Consider the following 16987-nt stretch of genomic DNA (forward strand, 5'->3'; position numbering starts at 1 on the left):
TCAGAAATATCCTTCACGCTTCTTCTTTTCCATGGAGCCGGACTGGTCGCGATCGATGGCGCGGCCCTGGCGTTCGGACACCGTTGCAATTTCGAGTTCGGCAATCACCTCTTCAAGGGTGGTGGCCTGTGAGCGGATGGCGCCGGTCAGCGGGAAATCGCCGAGCGTGCGGAAGCGGATCATGCCTTCCTGGCGGACTTCGCCGGGCAGCAGTTCGAGGCGCGGATCTTCGGCCAGGATCATCATGCCGTCGCGCTCCACGAAGGGCCGCTTCTTGGCGTAGTAGAGTGGCACCAGCGGAATGTCCTCGGCCTGGATGTAGCGCCAGATATCGACCTCGGTCCAGTTCGACAGCGGGAAGGCGCGCACGCTCTCGCCCTTGCGGATCATGCCGTTATAGATGTTCCAGAGTTCCGGCCGCTGGTTGCGGGGATCCCAGCGATGGTCGGGCGTGCGGAAGGAATAGATGCGCTCCTTGGCGCGGCTGGCTTCCTCGTCACGCCGCGCACCGCCGAAAGCGGCGTCGAACTGGCCGGCATCAAGCGCCTGGCGCAGCCCCTCGGTCTTCATGATGTCGGTGAAGGCGGCCGATCCATGTGTAAACGGCGTGATGTTTTCGGCTTTGCCGCGCGGATTGATGTGCTCGATCAGATCGAGATCATACTTCTTCGCGGTCTCGTCGCGGAAGGCAATCATCTCGGAGAATTTCCAGCCGGTGTTCACATGCAGCAGCGGGAAGGGCACGCGGCCGGGATAGAAGGCCTTGCGCGCCAGGTGCAGCAGCACCGAGGAGTCCTTGCCGATCGAATAGAGCATGACGGGACGCTCGAATTCGGCCGCAACCTCGCGGAAGATGTGAATGGATTCGTTTTCCAGCGCTTTCAGATGCGGGTCGAGCGGCGCCTTGGCGCTCTGCGGATTGCTGAGTTCCGTATCCGGACGGCTATCGGGCATGTGTTACTCCAGGCTATCGGTCGTTTGCGGGTGCCCGCAAAGCAATTCCTTGATGTCGGCTTTCCCGGGATTGTTGGCTTTCCCAGGGAATGTTGACTTTCCCAAGGCTGCGGCGGTCGCCGCGCCCTGATTGGGAAAGCCGTGGGGTGATTTACTGTGCGGCGATCGCTGCGGCCTCTTCGGCGACATGCAGGCCGCATTCGCGCGTCTCGTCCTGCTCCCACCACCAGCGACCCGCACGTTCCGGCTCGCCGGGTTTGATCGCCCGGGTGCAGGGCTCGCAGCCGATCGAGGGATAACCGCGGGCATGCAGCGGATTGACCGGCACGCCGTTTGCGGAAACGAAGGCCTTGATTGCCTCCAGGTCCCAATCGGCGAGCGGATTGACCTTCAGCAGATGCCGTTCCGCGTCGTATTCGGCAAAGGGCGTTTCGGCACGGTTGGCCGATTGGCCGCGGCGCAGGCCGGTGATCCAGATTGCAGCACCTTCGAGGGCACGCGCGAGCGGCTTCAGCTTGCGCATGCCGCAACAGGCGTGGCGGGCTTCGACGCTCTCGTAGAAACCGTTGAGGCCGTATTGCGCCGCATAGGCGTCGATATCGGCCTTCTCGGGCTCGAAACGATGGATATGGATGTCGTACTGGCTTTCGGTCTCATCGATCAGCGACAGCGTCTCGGCAAACAACCGGCCGGTCTGCAGCGTCGCGATATCGATCGGCAGGCGGTGCGTGCCGATCTCGGCAGTGATCACCTGGTCCTCGATGCCGAGTGACGTCGTGAATACCACGCGGCCGCCAAGGCCGGAGACCAGCGACAGTCGTCCGGCAAGGTCGAGACCCGCCAGTCTGTCGTTCAGCGCCGCAGCTTCCGCAATCGGCCCTTCTTCCGCAATCCTATTGATAGCAGTCATGAGAATCCTGTCCTTTGTTATCAGGAGTATCGCAGTTCACGCATGGATCGGACAGAAAAAGGGATTTCGAAAGCTGTGGCCGGAGGAGCAAATATCTCTCCGAAGCTGCCGCGATGCAGAAAAGCAGCCGCCTGCGGATGAAAATCCACATCGGCAGCTCGAATGTCTATAGAAATAGTAGAGTTACACGCAGCCTGTCAATCGGAAATCTGAAGTGATGCCGAAAATCGTGCAGAAGGCGCGGTTTTGGCATAGATTAAGCGCGCTTGGCCGAGGGCGAAAAACAAGGCCAAAACGCTTGTCTCTCAAGGCTTTCTCCGGTGCGTTCAAATTCCGTTCATGCTGGTTGTGCCATAGAGGTGAAAGTACTTCCGTAGCGGTGCGGGAATTCGCGCCGCCTGTGTGTGTCGATGGTCAAAAATGATTACGCAAAAGGCGAAATATGCGCTGCGCGCGCTCACGGTCTTGGCTGATGCCGATGCCGATGAACCGGTGATGATTTCCGATATCGCGGCGCAGCAAAAGATCCCGAAAAAGTTCCTCGAACAGATCCTGCTCGACCTGAAACATCACGGCGTCGTCGTCAGCCGTCGCGGCAAGCAGGGCGGTTATCTCCTGCTGAAGCCCGCCCACACGATTACCTTCGGTGAGATCCTTCGCATCATCGACGGCCCGATCGCGCCGCTGCCATGCCTCTCGATCACTGCTTACCGCAGATGCGACGATTGCGACGGCGAACAGAATTGCCAGATCCGCCACGTCTTCGCCAAAGTCGCCGACGCCACCCGCAAGGTGCTGTTCTCGACAACGATCGCTGATGCCATCGCCCCAAAGCACGGCGCCGAAGTCACCCGGCTGCTGGCCTGAGCATACGCCCGCCTCTTTCTTCAAGATTTGGTGAAATACCTTTTCCTCCGGCTCCGATGCTCCACCTGCCTGCTCATGCTGGTAGGGAGAATATCATGTTTGGAATTTCACCACAGCGAGTAGTGGCTGCGGCCATACTCTCGGCGGCCGTAGCGACAGGCGCGGCCGCTCATCACGGCTGGTCCTGGGCCGAGGCGGATCAGATCGAACTGCGCGGCACGATCGACAAGATCTCCATGGGTGGCCCGCATCCGACGCTCGATGTCGCCACCGCCGATGACGGCGTCTGGCTCGTCGAACTCGGCAATCCGCGCCAGACGGAACGCTCCGGTTTCGTCGAAGCTGTGGCCAAGCCCGGCGACCAGGTGGTGGCCCTTGGAAATCGTTCGCAGGATGCAAAAGAGAAGCGGCTGAAGGCCGTGCGCCTCACCATCGGCGAGAAGCGCTATGATATCTATCCCGACCGCATCAAGACGAACTGACCTCTGGGCGAACTGACCTGTCGTGATGGACACTCTCGAATGGCTGTCGGCGACCACGCCTGCGCTCGCGCTCCGGCGCTCCGCAACGCTCTACATGTTCGTCAACGCAGCCCATATCCTGGCGATCGGCCTCTTGGTCGGCGCCATCCTGCCGCTTGATCTGAGGCTCGCCGGCTTCTTCCGCAAGGTTCCGGTTGAGATCGTCGCGCCGTTTCTGTCACGCGCCGCCGCTGTCGGCCTTGCCGCGGCTGTTGCCACCGGCTTCTGCCTCTTCAGCGCCCGGGCGGTCGAATATGTCGCCAATCCCGCCTTCCTTGCCAAGCTTTGCCTGATCGCCATCGGCCTTCTCAACCTGTCGATCGTTCATTTCGGGCGAGCCTGGAAAACGGCGGTGTCGACAGGCATCGTCCGGCCCGGCCTGCGCTTCTCCGCCGCCCTGTCGGCCGCGATCTGGATCGCCGCCCTCATAGCCGGACGGTGGATCGGTTTTCTCTGAAACCGGATAACCGGATCAGCGGTCGCTCACCGCCCAGCGCGGGTTGACCCACGGTTCCTGGTTCGAGCGCGCCAGCGGCTGTTTGCCGAGGATATGGTCGGCCGCCTTCTCGCCGGTCATAATAGAGGGTCCGTTCAAATTGCCATAGGTGACGTGCGGAAAGATCGAGCTGTCAGCGACGCGCAAGCCATCGACGCCGATCACCCGCGTTTGCGGATCGACCACCGCCATCGGATCGTCCTTGGCGCCCATCCGGCAGGTGCCGCAAGGGTGATAGGCGCTTTCCAGATGTTCGCGCAGGAAGGCGTCGATTTCATCATCGCTCTGCACGCGTTCGCCCGGCTGGATCTCCGGCCCGCGATAGTCGTTGAAGGCGCTCTGCCCGAAGATTTCGCGGGTGAGCCGCACGCAGTGGCGGAATTTCTCCCAGTCCTCCGCGTGGCTCATATAGTTGAAGCGCAGCACCGGATCGGCCTTGGGATCGGCGGAGCGCAAGCTCACGCTGCCGCGCGATTTCGACAGGTTGTAGCCGACATGAACCTGGAAGCCGTGGCTCTTCGCCGCCGCCTTGCCGTCATAGCTGATCGCCACCGGCAGGAAATGGTACTGGATATCGGGTTGCTTCAGCCCTGCTGCAGACCGCAGGAAGGCGCACGCCTCGAATTGATTGGAGGCGCCGAGCCCGCCGCGCGAGAGCAGCCATTGTGCGCCGGCCACGCCCTGCCAGAACCACGGCAGCCAGGAATAGAGCGACACCGGCTTGGTGCTGACCTGCTGGAAGTAGAATTCCATATGATCCTGCAGATTGGCGCCGACCCCCGGCCGGTCGGCCTTCACCGGAATGCCCATGTCCTGCAGATGTTGGCCGGGACCGATGCCCGACAGCATCAAGAGCTTCGGTGAGTTGAAGGAGGAGGCCGAGACGATCACCTCGCGGTTCGCCTTCACCACCTCCATTCTGCCCTTGCGTTCGATCTCGACGCCTGTGGCACGCCCGTCCTCGATCACGATCCTCTGCGCAAAGCCGTAGATGATCTTGACATTGTCCCGCCTCAGCGCCGGTTTCAGATAGGCGTTGGCGGCAGACCAGCGGCGGCCGCCGAAGATGGTCTGCTCCATCAGGCCGAAGCCTTCTTGCTTGCTGCCGTTATAATCCTCCGTCGCCTCGAAACCCGCCTGTTTGCCGGCCTCGACGAAGGCGCGGAAGAGCGGATTGGTGAAGCCGCCACGCTGGACATGCAGCGGCCCGTCTGTGCCGCGCCAGCCCTCTTCGCCGCCATGCGAATGTTCCATCCGCTTGAAATAGGGAAGCACGTCGGCATAGGCCCAGCCGCTGGCGCCGAGCTCCTCCCAGCGGTTGAAATCCTCGGCATGGCCGCGCACATAGACCATGCCGTTGATCGAGGAGGAGCCGCCGATCACCTTGCCGCGCGGCGCCGTGATACGCCGATTGTTGAGGTTCGCCTCCGGCTCGGACAGATAACCCCAATTATATCGCTTCATGCTCATCGGCCAGGCAAGGGCCGCCGGCATCTGGATGAACGGTCCGAAATCGCTGCCGCCCGCCTCGATGACGATGACACTGTTCTTGCCGTCTTCCGACAAGCGGTAGGCGAGGGCGGAGCCGGCGGAGCCCGAGCCGATGATGACGAAATCTGCTTGTTGCATGACGTTCCCTTAGATTCTTTTGCAACGGTCCCGAAAACCCCGGGCATTAAGACCCCGCCCCAAACCCCTCCCCACAAGGGGGAGGGGCTTAACTTGCTGCACCGCCTCACTCGACAATCAGCGCCACAAGCGATGAGATTGAAGAGGGATAAAACCGGTGCCCCATATTAGTCCCTCCCCCTTGTGGGGAGGGGTTGGGGAGGGGTCTCAATCCCTTCAGTACGGCGCCACCACCGGCCCCATGCCGACATAGACCGTCTTCAGCTCGGAATAATGCTCCAGCGCGGCCAGCGAATTCTCGCGGCCGAAGCCGGATTGTTTCGATCCGCCGAAGGGGATTTCCACCGGGCAGAGATTATAGGTGTTGATCCAGAGCGTGCCCGCTTCCAGCCGGTCGACGACGCGGTGGGCGCGGGTGAGGTCGGCAGTGAAGACGCCGCCGGAAAGACCGAATTCGCTGGCATTGGCGCGGGCAATCACCTCGTCCTCGGCGTCGAAGTCGAGCACACACATGACCGGCCCAAAGATCTCCTCGCGGGCGATGGTCATGTCGTCGGTGACGTCGGCAAAGATAGTCGGCTGCACGTAATAGCCTTCGCCGGAGACGTTGTTCGGAATGCCGCCGCCGGCAATCTGGCGCGCGCCCTCGGCCTTGCCCTTCTCGATGTAGGAGATCACTTTCTCGCGCTGCGCCCAGGAGACCATCGGTCCGACCTGCGTCGCCTCGTCCATCGGGTCGCCGATCAGCATCGCCTCGGTGCGGACCTTCAGCCGCTTCAGGAATTCGGCCTTGACGGTCTTCTGCACGAAAACGCGCGTGCCGTTCGAGCAGACTTGGCCGGTCGAATAGAAATTGCCGAGCATCGCGCCGCCGACCGCCGAGTCGAGATCGGCATCGTCGAAGACGATGAGCGGCGACTTGCCGCCGAGTTCCATCGTCACGTGCTTGAGGTTGCCGGCGGCAGCCGCCGCCACCCTGCGCCCGGTCGGCACCGAGCCGGTCAGCGACACCTTGGCGACATCGGGATGGTTGACGAGCAGCGGCCCGGTGTCGCGGTCGCCCTGGATCACATTGAACAGCCCCTTCGGCAGTCCCGCCTCGTGCAGGATCTCGGCGATCTTCAGCGTCCCGAGCGGTGTGTTCTCGGACGGTTTGAACACCATGGCATTGCCGCAGACGAGCGCCGGCGCCGCTTTCCAGCAGGCGATCTGCTGCGGATAGTTCCAGGCGCCGATGCCGACGCAGACGCCGAGCGGCACCCGCTTGGTATAGGCAAAATCCTGGCCGAGCGGGATATGCGAACCGTTGAGACCGGCCGGTGCAATGCCGCCGAAGAATTCGAAGGCATCCGCACCCGAGGCCGGGTCGGCGACAACAGTCTCCTGGATTGGCTTGCCGGTGTCGAGCGTTTCGAGTTCGGAAAGTGCCCGGTTTCTCTCGCGCATGATCTCGGCCGCCCGTTTCAGGATCCGCCCGCGCGCCATTGGGCTCATCGCCGCCCATTCCGGCTGGGCGCGTTTGGCCGCGGCGATCGCCCGTTCGACGATCGCGGGCGTTGCGGCATGCAGCCGGGCGATCACCTCGCCGGTCGCGGGATAGAGGCTCTCGATGACGGTGCCGTCGGTATCCTCGACATATTCGCCGTCGATGAAGTGCGAGGCTTTCGGCTGGGCTTTCATGTCATTTGTCCCTTGGGTGGTTCGATGTGGTCGTCACTTCTCCCGCCGGGAGAGGGGAGGTGGTGGCCAAAAGCGCATTCAGATAATCTTCCGTCAGCGCGATCGAGGCTTCAATGCCGATCGGCGCCGATTTCAGACTTTGCCTGATATAGAGCCCGTCGATCATCGCCGCAGCGCCTTCTGCGATGCGTTCTGCGGCGTCGGCGGGCAGCAGCGCCTTGAGATCGGCCAGCAGATTGGAGCGCAGCCGCCTGGCATAGATCACCAGAAAGCGGCGGGTCTCTTCCGAGCGCTGCGCTTCGGCGTAAAAGGCAAGCCAGGCGGCAATCGTGTCCGGCGCGAATTGGTCGGCGTGGAAGCTGACGCGGATGATGGCCGAAAGCCGCGCGCGCGGCGTTCTGGCGGCCTTAAGCGCCGCCAGCGTGTCGCTGCGCAATTGTCTCAGAAGCGAGCGGATCGTCTCGATCAGCAATTGTTCTTTGCTGCCGAAATAATGATGCGCCAGGGCTGCCGATACGCCGGCCTGCCGAGCGATATCGGACATCGTGACGGTTAGCGAGCCGTGATCGCCGATCACCCGCAGCGCCGCGTCGACAAGCGCCTTGCGGCGCACCGGCTCCATTCCGACTTTCGGCAACAGACCACTCCTTGAAATCAGCAGCAGGTTATTTTTGATTGACTGATCAATCAATAAAAATCTTTCTCGATTTGATTCAGCGCAGATCTTTTCCTGAAAAATTGCTGCAGCATATGTTGAATCCAACAGGAGGTGCGTCATGGCCGATGTCTTCGAGGGAACGCCGACATCTTCGCTGCAGTCGAAATGGATCTGGTTCGCCGGCCTCGGCGTGCTGCTGCTCGTCTGCGGTCTGATCGCGCTCGGCAATCTGATGCTCGCCACCGTCGTCTCGGTCTATTATGTCGGCATGCTGATGCTGTTCGGCGGCGTGATCTATCTCGTCCATGCCTTCCAGGTGCGTGGCTGGGATCATGTTCTGTTCTGGATGCTGAGCGGCCTGCTCTACGTGCTCGCCGGCATCTGCGCCTTCGTCAATCCGATCCTCACTTCGGCGGCGCTGACGCTGTTTCTCTCGCTCGCACTGGTCATCGCCGGCGTCTTCCGCACCTGGGTCGGCATGCGCATGAAGCCGGTCAAGGGTTGGCGCTGGATCGTCGCAAGCGGCGTCATCACCGCCCTTGCGGGTTTCGTCATCGCGCTCGGCTGGCCGGTGAACAGCCTCTGGATCCTCGGTCTGTTCCTGGCCGCCGATCTCATCGTCCAGGGCTCGACGATGATCGCCTTCGGCCTCGGCATCCGCAGTTGAAACTGATGCCGCTGACCGCTCTTTTTTGACAAGACCCGTTCTTTTTTGACAAGACTAGGACAGGGGATTAGACTTAAGGGGTTATGGGCCGATCCAGCACGCGGACGGTCCGATGTGCGAATGCACCAAGGCACCGGCGAGATCGCCGAGAATGCTGAAGATGGTCATGCATCCCCCAGAGACAGGGTTCTGCCTGATCAGAAAAGGGAGGAAGTTCATGCCGATGGTCACCGTTTCCATCTCTCCGCAACAGGCAGCGGGCATCCGCGCCGCCGTCGATAATGGCGGCTATGCCTCGAGCAGCGAGGTCGTTCGCGAGGCGCTTCGTCTCTGGGATACCGCCCGCAAGCTCAATGAGTTCCGGGACGATATGCTAGACGACGACGCTCCATCCGGCGGCAGATGCGTCGCCGACATGTTCGCCGATCACGAGGCGGAGCGCCGTCGCTCCGCCTGAGCAAGCATCTGATTGCATTGGAAAAATGGAATAAACGCGGAGCGCGTAGGACGCCCTTGCCCGTTTCATAAAACTTTCACACTGGCGAAAGAGTTCATTGACCGTTCTGCGGCATGTTCCGGACGAAAAGAACAAGTCACAGTGGAGATCAGCCCCAATGAAAACCGGGATGTCCTTGGCTGCCACCGTCGCGCCGGATGTCCTGCGCCGCTACGCCAGCGATCAGATCGTAACCCTTGCCAAGCTCGTGGTCGAGAACGCCTTCCAGCCGATCGTCGAGGCCGGCACCGGCACGGTCTTCGGCTACGAATCCCTGATGCGCGGCCAGGACCGCATCGGCTATGATACGCCGCTCGAAATCCTTGATGAAGCCCATCAGTTGGGCCAGCTGCTGCAGCTCGAACAGATGGTCGCCAGCCGCGCTCTCGCCAAATTCGCGACGCTGTCGAATTTCTCCACCTCGACGCTGTTCCTCAATCTCGATGTCCGGCTCATCCCGCATGGCGAAAGCCTGGTCGAGACCCTGCTGCAACACCTGCGCAAGGCCAATATTCCGCCATCCTCCGTCTGCTTCGAATTCTCCGAGCGTTTCGACAATACCAGCGTGCCGGAATTTTCCGGCCTGGTTTCCAGGTTGCGCAAGGCTGGTTTCAAGCTGGCGATCGACGATTTCGGCGTCGGCAATGGCGAGATGAAGCTGCTCTGCGACTATCCCGTCGATTATCTCAAAATCGATCGTCATTTCGTCGCCGAGATTGACCGCAGCCCGCGCAAGCGTCATCTCTTGAAAAGCATCGTCAACATTGCCCACGTGCTCGGCACACGCGTCGTCGCCGAAGGCATCGAGACCGAGGCCGAATTCATCGCCTGCCGCGAATATGGCGTCGACCTCGTCCAGGGCTGGTTCATCGCCCGTCCGACAACGCATATATCGGAGCTGGCGCCGTCCTTCCCGCATCTGCAGGAGCTCGGCAAGAGCAAGCGGGGCAGTCAGTCGCTCGACGAAATCCTCATCCGCAAGCAGATCGAGCTGCTGCCTACGGTCTACGAGAATGACAGTATCGACAACGTCTTCGAACTCTTCCGCCGCAATCCGCGCCAGGCCTTCTTTCCTGTCCTCAATGCCAATGACGAGCCGCGCGGCATCATCCACGAGCATCACCTCAAGGAATATATCTACCAGCCTTTCGGCCGCGATCTCCTGAAGAACAAGATGTATGAGCGCAGCATCTCGCATTTCGTCGAGATGGCGCCGATCGTCGGCCTCGACAGCGACGCCGAACAGCTGATGGCGATCTTCGCCAACATGGAAGGCAGCAACTGCCTGATCCTGACCGACAATATGCGTTATGCCGGCGTCGTCTCCGCCGCCTCGCTGATCAAGGTCATCAACGAGAAACAGCTGAAGACCGCGCAGGACCAGAACCCGCTGACCGGCCTGCCGGGCAATCGCGCCATCCGCGATTTCATGCGTCAGTCCGGCCGCGACGGCGATGAGCTCCGCCACTTCTGCTATTGCGACTTCGACAATTTCAAGCCGTTCAACGATGCCTATGGCTTCCATCTCGGCGACCACGCAATCTCGCTGTTTGCCGCGCTGATGCGCCGCTATTTCTTCGCCGAGCGCCATTTCCTCGGCCATGTCGGCGGCGACGATTTCTTCATCGGCATTGTCGGCTGGACCAAGGAGGAACTGACGGAGATCCTCGACCGGCTGATCAGCGATTTCCACGACGACGTGCGCGATCTCTATTCCGACGAGGACCGCGCCGCCGGCCGCATCCTCGGTCACGACCGCACCGGTGTTGAAGCTTTATTCCCGCTGATGCGCTGCTCGATCGGCGTCATCGAACTGCCGGGAGGCCTCGTCATCGACGATATCAACCGCGTCAGCGCCGAGATCGCCATCATCAAATCGGCCGCCAAGGACAGCGAGGAAGGTCTCGTCTTCCATTTGCTGGGCGAGGCGAATTGACGCCTTTGCCACGTCGTGCCTTCCAAAGCCTGCGGGGCTGATTTATTCCGGTTGCTTCCGATTAGGGAGGAGCCGGTCATGCCTTTGCCTCAGGATATGCGTTTCGTCGATCTGCCGTCCTTCGGCGGACCGGAGGTGATGGTAATCGGCAAGAGGCCGCTGCCTGTGCCCGGCGACGGAGAGGTCCTGGTGCGCGCCGAGGCGATCGGCGTCAACCGCCCCGATATTGCCCAGCGCCAGGGCAGCTATCCCGCGCCCAAGGATGCGAGCCCGATCCTCGGCCTGGAATTGTCGGGCGAAATCGTTGCCGTCGGCCCCGGCGTCCGCGGCTATGGCGTCGGCGACAAGGTCTGCGGGCTCGCCAATGGCGGCGCCTACGCCGAATACTGCCCGCTGCCGGCAGGCCAGATCCTGCCCTTTCCCAAGGGTTATGACGCGGTGAAGGCGGCAGCTTTGCCTGAGACCTTCTTTACCGTCTGGGCCAACCTCTTCCAGATGGCCGGGCTGACGGAAGGCGAGACGGTGCTGATCCATGGCGGTTCCAGCGGCATCGGCACGACGGCGATCCAGCTCGCCCGCGCCTTCGGTGCCGAGGTCTACGCGACGGCGGGCTCGAAGGAGAAATGCGAGGCTTGCGAAAAGCTTGGCGCCAAACGCGCGATCAACTACCGGACCGAAGATTTCGCCGAGGTGATCAAGGCCGAGACCGGCCACGGCGTCGATATCATCCTCGACATGATCGGCGCGGCCTATTTCGAGCGCAACATCGCCTCACTGGCGAGGGACGGCTGCTTGTCGATCATCGCCTTCCTTGGCGGCGCGATCGCCGAAAAGGTCAATCTCTCGCCGATCATGGTCAAGCGCCTGACGGTCACCGGCTCCACCATGCGGCCGCGCACGGCGGAAGAAAAACGCGCCATTCGCGACGATCTGCTCTCCGAGGTCTGGCCGCTGCTCGCCGCCGGCACCGTCGCTCCCGTCATTCACAAGGTCTTTGCCTTCGACGAGGTCGTCGAAGCCCACCGGCTGCTGGAAGACGGCAGCCATGTCGGCAAGATCATGCTGCGCGTTGGGTGAGCGTTAGCGAGATGCCGACGGCAAGAACACCGGGCAGCGCCATCAATAGATAAAGCCAGTGCGCCGCCGACAGCGCGCCTGATATGCCGCCGGGCTCGACGAGGCCGGCGCCATTGGCGATGACGCCCGCAAAGGCCGCACCGAAGGCGCCGCCGAGCGAACTCATTGTCGGGATCGCGGCAGAAGCCTTGTCCTTCTCGTTGTCGGCGACGAGTTTCAGCACCATGGCGACGAGATGCGCCCAGCCGAGCCCGATGCCGAAGCCCATCATGAGCATGCCGATCGCCGCCGGCACGATGAGGAGCATATGCCCCTCGGGATTGTCCTTGGCCAGGAAGACGGCGAGGCAAGCGGTCGCCGCCGCTTCGATGAGGGCGCCAATGACGATTGCCCAATAGGCCCGTCTGCCGGTCAGCGAGCCGCTGAGGAAGGCAGCGAATGTCCAGCCGAGGGCAACGAGCGCCACCAAATAGCCCGACAGGAGTGGCGCCACCCCATGCAGGGTCTGCAGGAAATAGGGAATGAAGACGTCGCTGACGAGCACGACGGTCATGGCGAGCATCGTCAGATAGACACGTGCAATCGGCCGGGAAAGGCTGACGGCGCCGGACGGCAAGAGCCGGTTCGGGCTTCGGCCCTCGATGAAGAGCATGCCGGCGACCGCGACGACCGAGGCCGCGATCAAAGCGATTTTCGCGCCCGTCGTCTCGATCGCGCCGGCCGCGCTCACCATCAGCACGGCGGCAAGCAGCAGTCCGATCTGGGCAATCGGGGTCTTCTTCTGCTCGCGGTCGTCCTCGACCTCGGGCAGAAGCCGCGGCGCCAGGAACGCCATCAGAAGGCCGAGCGGCACGAGCACGATGAAAGCATAGCGCCAGGCGTGACCCGAAGAGAAGAAGCCACCGAGCGTCGGCCCGATGACGGTCGAGCCCCCCCAGATCGCCGCATAGAGCGTCGAGGCCTTCGGCCATAGCGGCTCGGGATAAACGAAGCGGATGAAGGCATAGCCGAGTGCTGCAAGCGCGCCTGTTCCCAGACCCTGCACCGCGCGTCCGATCAGCACCACCGGCATCGACGGTGCGGCTGCGGCAATCAGGCTGCCGACGCCGAAGACCAGTGCTGCGATCACATAGACGGAGCGAAGTCCGATCCCGCGCGGCCGCATGGCGACGAAGATCGAGCCGAGCACCGCGGCGGCGACGAACAGGCTGGTGACCCAGGAAAACAGCGCGAGGCCGCCGATATCGCGCACGATCGAAGGCGCGATCGTCGCCATGATGTAACTCTCCACCGCATAAAGCGTCACGCCGCCGGCCAGCATCAAGGTTGCCGGGAGGTGCTCGGGCAGGAAGAGGCGGAAAACGGAGCTGGGGTTCGGGATGGCTGCTGTCTGGTCGAGATTCGACATGGGAGGACCCCGAGATTTTTGCTGGCGAACGATTATTTTCCAAGTTATAAATTGGAAAATTACATGCCGCCTCGAATTAAACAAGACTTGACTTGGAAAATATGCGTCAGTCCCCAGCCAACCGGATCCTGATCCTGATAAAGACCGACGGCCCGCAGCTTGCCGCCGCGATCGGCGATGCGCTCGGCATATCAGGCGAAGCTGCCCGCCAGCAGCTGTCGAAGATGGCGGAGAAGGGCCTGGTGGAGCCGGTCACCGTTGCCGCCGCGGGCCGGGGCCGGCCGCGTCAGCTCTGGCACCTCACAGCCAGCGGCAACCGCCAGTTCCCGGATGGCCATGCCGAGCTGACGGCAAATCTCCTCGGCACGCTCGTCGAACAGCTCGGCCCCGCAGCCCTCGATACCGTCATCTCCGCCCGCGAGGCCGAGACGCTGCAGCGCTATCGCCAAGAGCTCGGCAAGGCGCATGACCTCGCCTCGCGCGTCGAGGCCCTTGCCGCGATCCGCACCCGCGAGGGCTATATGGCCGATCAGTGGCAGGAGGCCGACGGCTCCTTCATGCTGGTCGAAAACCACTGCCCGATCTGCGCCGCCGCCACCGCCTGCGCCGGCTTCTGCCGCTCCGAACTCGAAACCTTCCGCGCCGTCCTCGGCGCCGATATCGAGCGCAGCGAACACATCCTCCTCGGCGCCCGCCGCTGCGCCTATCGCATTAAGCCGCATTGAGGCGTCGTGATGCGATGTCGCCCATCCAGTAGCTTCCCACCCTCAGTCATTCTCGGCCTCGAGTTACTGCCGGCTGGTGCCAATGGCTGCCCTCACCCTAACCCTCTCCCCGTTCTGACGGGGAGAGGGGATGTGCCATGCGAGAGCGAGGTGGGAACGGAGAGGGCGCGACAATGTCCCTTCGCCCCGTTTACGGGGAGAAGGTGCCGGCAGGCGGATGAGGGGCCGGTTTCGGCAATCTCCTGGGCCGAGTTGTGTCTCAAGCGCCGCGGAACACCTCCCCGCCGCGTGACCGTATCGCTCGCAAGCGGCTTGCACTTCACGCCAGTTGCCGCGCCTGCCGCCGGCTGCTTTCGAGATAGAGCAGCACTCCAATCGATGCGAGACCCGCGGCCGCGCCGACGAAGGCGGTGCCGGAATAATCGGTGATTGCGGTGCCGAAGGCGAAGAGGCCGGCGCTGATGCCAACCCCAATGAACGTGTTCAGCGAGATCAGCGAGGTTCCAAGCCCCGGCCGGTCCGCGATCAGGTCCTGCAGATAGGTGATCGGCACGCTGAGGATCGCTGCCGCCCCGCAGGCATTGAAGAGGAGGAGTGCATAGATGTGCCAGGGCGCGGAAGCAAAACCGAGCAGCAGCAGATAGACGCAATAGATCAACGCGCCAAAGGCGAGCACATGCACCGTTCGGAAGCGGCACTGCGCAAAGCCCCACGCCATCATGAACGGCATTTCGAGCAGGGCGGTCAAGCCGGCCATGAAGCCGACATCGACCACGGTGCCGCCGGCCGCATGGGTGATGATCAGCGGCAGGAGCATGCTGTTCAGCCGCTGCAGCCCGAACAGCATCGCCATGACGATGACGCGCGATAGCACATGCGGCACGAAAATCCGCTTTAGCGAAGCAAAGAAGCCGGCTGGATCGGGGGCAGGGCCGCCTGAGCCATTTCCGGGTGCGAAGAAAAAATACAGGCAGAAGCAGGTGCAGCTTGCCAATGCCGCGATCCCATAGGCCGGCGTCATCGACGGCGAACTGACGAGATAGAGGCCGATCAACCCCGGCGCCAGCGCCCATGAGCCGGAAAAGAGTGCCCGCACCGTTGCGGTGATCGCCGCCCCCTGGCCGCGACCCATCTGGTTGGTTCTGGCGCGCAGGCTGGCGAACAGCAGCGAATAGGTAGAATTGCTCATCGGCACCAGCAACAGCGTCGAGAAGATGAAGATCACGGGGCTATGAAAGATCGCGATCGACCCGAAGCCGAGCATGCCGGCGACGGAAAGCCCGAGCACCAGCGGCCGGCGCTCTTTCAGCCTGTCCGACCAGATGCCGAGCGTCAGGCTCGTCGTGACGTTGACGATTGCCGAGAAGAACACCAGCGCCGAATAGGCGCCATTGCTCAAGCCGAGTTCATTGATCCCGATGATCGACTGATAGGGCGCGGTCGACGCATAGGTGAAGGCGAGAGCGACGAGTGTCACGGTCGGAATACGGATCCTGTTATCGCGAAGGATCAAGGAAAAGGTGGATGGCATGGGGATGATTCCTGATGCACCACTCTTAGCTGCATCTGACCTATCAGAGAAACGATAGTTTCCGATCGCTTCGGTCAATTTATGTGATGAATATTTGGACGATGTGATTGCCGAACGAGCTCGCAGCGAGGCTCACCCCACCCTCCGTCATCCTCGGGCTTGACCCGAGGATCTACGCTGGCATCCATCAGCACCGGGCATGGATCCTCGGCACAAGGCCGAGGATGACGGAGAGTGGGGTGACGTCCAGCCACATATCGACCCGGTGCTCCATCTGGCGGGCACTCGCGCATGCGCCTAAGCCTAAGCCTTGCAAAACGTCAACCCCGTTGGCTTTCCCCGCGTGACGCGTTATGGCTGCCTCTTCCCGCCAGCATCCGGATAAAAGCTCATGACCAATCCCGTCACCGTCGAAGTCACCCGCGGCCTGCTCGTCGAAAGTCGTCATCGCGGCGCGGTGGCTGTGGTCGATGGCGACGGCAAGCTCGTCTTCTCGCTGGGTGACATCGAGGCCGCCATTTTCCCGCGTTCGTCCTGCAAGGCGATGCAGGCGCTGTCGCTGGTCGAGAGTGGTGCGGCCGATGCCTATGGCTTCGGTGACAAGGAATTGGCGCTGGCCTGCGCCTCGCATAATGGCGAGGACGAGCATGTGGCGCTGGCCCACTCCATGCTGACGCGCGCGGGTCGCGATGCCCAAGCGCTGGAATGCGGCGCCCACTGGTCGATGAGCCAGAAGATCCTGATCCAGCAGGCCCGGACGCTCGAGGCGCCGACCGCGCTGCACAACAATTGCTCGGGAAAACATGCCGGTTTCATCTGCGCCTGCTGCCATCAGGACCTCGATCCGAAGGGTTACGTTGGCTATCAGCACCCGCTGCAGGTCGAGATCCGCGCGGCGATGGAAAGCCTGACAGGCGCCGTGCTTGGCGCCGATAGCTGCGGCACCGACGGCTGTTCTATCCCGACCTATGCCGTGCCGCTGCGCAGCCTTGCCCACGGTTTTGCCAAAATGACGACTGGCATTGGTCTGGAACCCTTGCGCGCCAAGGCATGCCGCCGGCTGATCGAGGCCTGTATGGCCGAGCCCTTCTATGTCGCGGGGTCCGGCCGCGCCTGCACGGCGCTGATGCAGATCGCCCCCGGCCGTATCTTCTGCAAGACAGGTGCCGAAGGCGTCTTCTGCGCCGCGATCCCGGAAAAGGGCATTGCCATCGCTCTCAAATGCGAGGATGGCATGACCCGCGCCGCCGAAGCCATGGTGGCGGCGACACTCGCCCGTTTCTTCGAGATGGACGATGAGGTGCATGCGGGCCTGATGGCCTATGCCTCAACGCCGATGCGCAATTGGAACGGCATCCATGTCGGCGATGTCAGGGTCACCTCCGCCTTGGTCGGGTGAGTGGGAACTGGCATATATAAGTTATTAGAAAAA

At 62.2% G+C, this 16987-nt stretch carries 15 protein-coding genes and 1 pseudogene; 9 read left to right on the forward strand and 7 right to left on the reverse strand.

Annotation, left to right across the window (positions count from 1 at the left end; translation table 11 throughout):
- Together cysD and N2A41_RS05040 are read right to left on the reverse strand one after the other, a co-directional pair.
- Window positions 1–954 (reverse strand): sulfate adenylyltransferase subunit CysD, encoded by a 954-nt coding sequence (gene cysD, locus N2A41_RS05035; RefSeq protein WP_003546395.1) that lies wholly within the window; start codon window positions 952–954, stop codon window positions 1–3.
- Window positions 955–1105: 151 nt separating this feature from the next.
- Complete coding sequence (locus N2A41_RS05040) at window positions 1106–1864, reverse strand: phosphoadenylyl-sulfate reductase (protein ID WP_222282062.1); 759 nt, start codon at window positions 1862–1864, stop codon at window positions 1106–1108.
- A gap of 420 nt (window positions 1865–2284) precedes the next feature.
- Between N2A41_RS05040 and N2A41_RS05045 the strand changes: the two genes are divergently transcribed.
- From N2A41_RS05045 to N2A41_RS05055, 3 genes are all read left to right on the forward strand, one after another.
- Window positions 2285–2731, forward strand: a complete 447-nt coding sequence (locus tag N2A41_RS05045) for an RrF2 family transcriptional regulator (protein ID WP_170258683.1) — start codon at window positions 2285–2287, stop codon at window positions 2729–2731.
- Window positions 2732–2826: 95 nt separating this feature from the next.
- Entirely contained in the window at window positions 2827–3213 is a 387-nt protein-coding gene (locus N2A41_RS05050) for a DUF6152 family protein (protein WP_260110426.1), read from the forward strand.
- A gap of 22 nt (window positions 3214–3235) precedes the next feature.
- Window positions 3236–3709, forward strand: a complete 474-nt coding sequence (locus N2A41_RS05055) for a DUF6644 family protein (protein WP_170258681.1) — start codon at window positions 3236–3238, stop codon at window positions 3707–3709.
- 15 nt (window positions 3710–3724) lie between these two features.
- On the opposite strand, the gene betA is transcribed toward N2A41_RS05055, so the two are convergent.
- From betA to betI, 3 genes and pseudogenes are all read right to left on the reverse strand, one after another.
- Window positions 3725–5377, reverse strand: coding sequence for a choline dehydrogenase (gene betA, locus N2A41_RS05060; RefSeq protein WP_260110427.1), 1653 nt, complete (start codon window positions 5375–5377; stop codon window positions 3725–3727).
- A gap of 216 nt (window positions 5378–5593) precedes the next feature.
- Window positions 5594–7057, reverse strand: coding sequence for a betaine-aldehyde dehydrogenase (gene betB / locus N2A41_RS05065; protein ID WP_260110428.1), 1464 nt, complete (start codon window positions 7055–7057; stop codon window positions 5594–5596).
- Window positions 7054–7694: pseudogene (betI, locus tag N2A41_RS05070) on the reverse strand (transcriptional regulator BetI). The gene betB and the pseudogene betI overlap by 4 nt, the downstream one beginning before the upstream one ends.
- 139 nt (window positions 7695–7833) lie before the next feature.
- Between betI and N2A41_RS05075 the strand changes: the two are divergent.
- From N2A41_RS05075 to N2A41_RS05090, 4 genes are all read left to right on the forward strand, one after another.
- Complete coding sequence (locus N2A41_RS05075; RefSeq protein ID WP_017963430.1) at window positions 7834–8382, forward strand: HdeD family acid-resistance protein; 549 nt, start codon at window positions 7834–7836, stop codon at window positions 8380–8382.
- Window positions 8383–8599: 217 nt separating this feature from the next.
- A complete protein-coding gene (locus tag N2A41_RS05080; protein WP_017963432.1) occupies window positions 8600–8839 on the forward strand; it encodes a ribbon-helix-helix domain-containing protein in 240 nt (79 codons plus the stop codon).
- Window positions 8840–8996: 157 nt separating this feature from the next.
- Entirely contained in the window at window positions 8997–10814 is a 1818-nt protein-coding gene (locus N2A41_RS05085) for a GGDEF domain-containing protein (RefSeq protein ID WP_260110430.1), read from the forward strand.
- A 78-nt stretch (window positions 10815–10892) separates the two neighbouring features.
- Window positions 10893–11891 carry an NAD(P)H-quinone oxidoreductase gene (locus N2A41_RS05090; RefSeq protein ID WP_260110431.1) on the forward strand — a complete coding sequence of 333 codons (999 nt, stop codon included), beginning with the start codon at window positions 10893–10895 and terminating at the stop codon, window positions 11889–11891.
- Here N2A41_RS05090 and N2A41_RS05095 read toward each other — a convergent pair.
- Window positions 11872–13299 (reverse strand): MFS transporter, encoded by a 1428-nt coding sequence (locus N2A41_RS05095; RefSeq protein WP_260110432.1) that lies wholly within the window; start codon window positions 13297–13299, stop codon window positions 11872–11874. The two genes, N2A41_RS05090 and N2A41_RS05095, sit on opposite strands and share 20 nt — an antisense overlap.
- A 101-nt stretch (window positions 13300–13400) precedes the next feature.
- Between N2A41_RS05095 and N2A41_RS05100 the strand changes: the two genes are divergently transcribed.
- Complete coding sequence (locus N2A41_RS05100) at window positions 13401–14024, forward strand: helix-turn-helix transcriptional regulator (RefSeq protein ID WP_260110433.1); 624 nt, start codon at window positions 13401–13403, stop codon at window positions 14022–14024.
- Window positions 14025–14343: 319 nt separating this feature from the next.
- On the opposite strand, the gene N2A41_RS05105 is transcribed toward N2A41_RS05100, so the two are convergent.
- Window positions 14344–15555 carry an MFS transporter gene (locus N2A41_RS05105; RefSeq protein ID WP_260110434.1) on the reverse strand — a complete coding sequence of 404 codons (1212 nt, stop codon included), beginning with the start codon at window positions 15553–15555 and terminating at the stop codon, window positions 14344–14346.
- A 391-nt stretch (window positions 15556–15946) separates the two neighbouring features.
- On the opposite strand from N2A41_RS05105, the gene N2A41_RS05110 reads away from it, so the two are divergent.
- Window positions 15947–16954, forward strand: coding sequence for an asparaginase (locus N2A41_RS05110; protein ID WP_222386144.1), 1008 nt, complete (start codon window positions 15947–15949; stop codon window positions 16952–16954).
- The last annotated feature ends 33 nt before the right edge of the window (window positions 16955–16987 follow it).

This window comes from Rhizobium sp. SRDI969 (assembly GCF_025152725.1).
Taxonomy (GTDB): domain Bacteria; phylum Pseudomonadota; class Alphaproteobacteria; order Rhizobiales; family Rhizobiaceae; genus Rhizobium; species Rhizobium leguminosarum_I.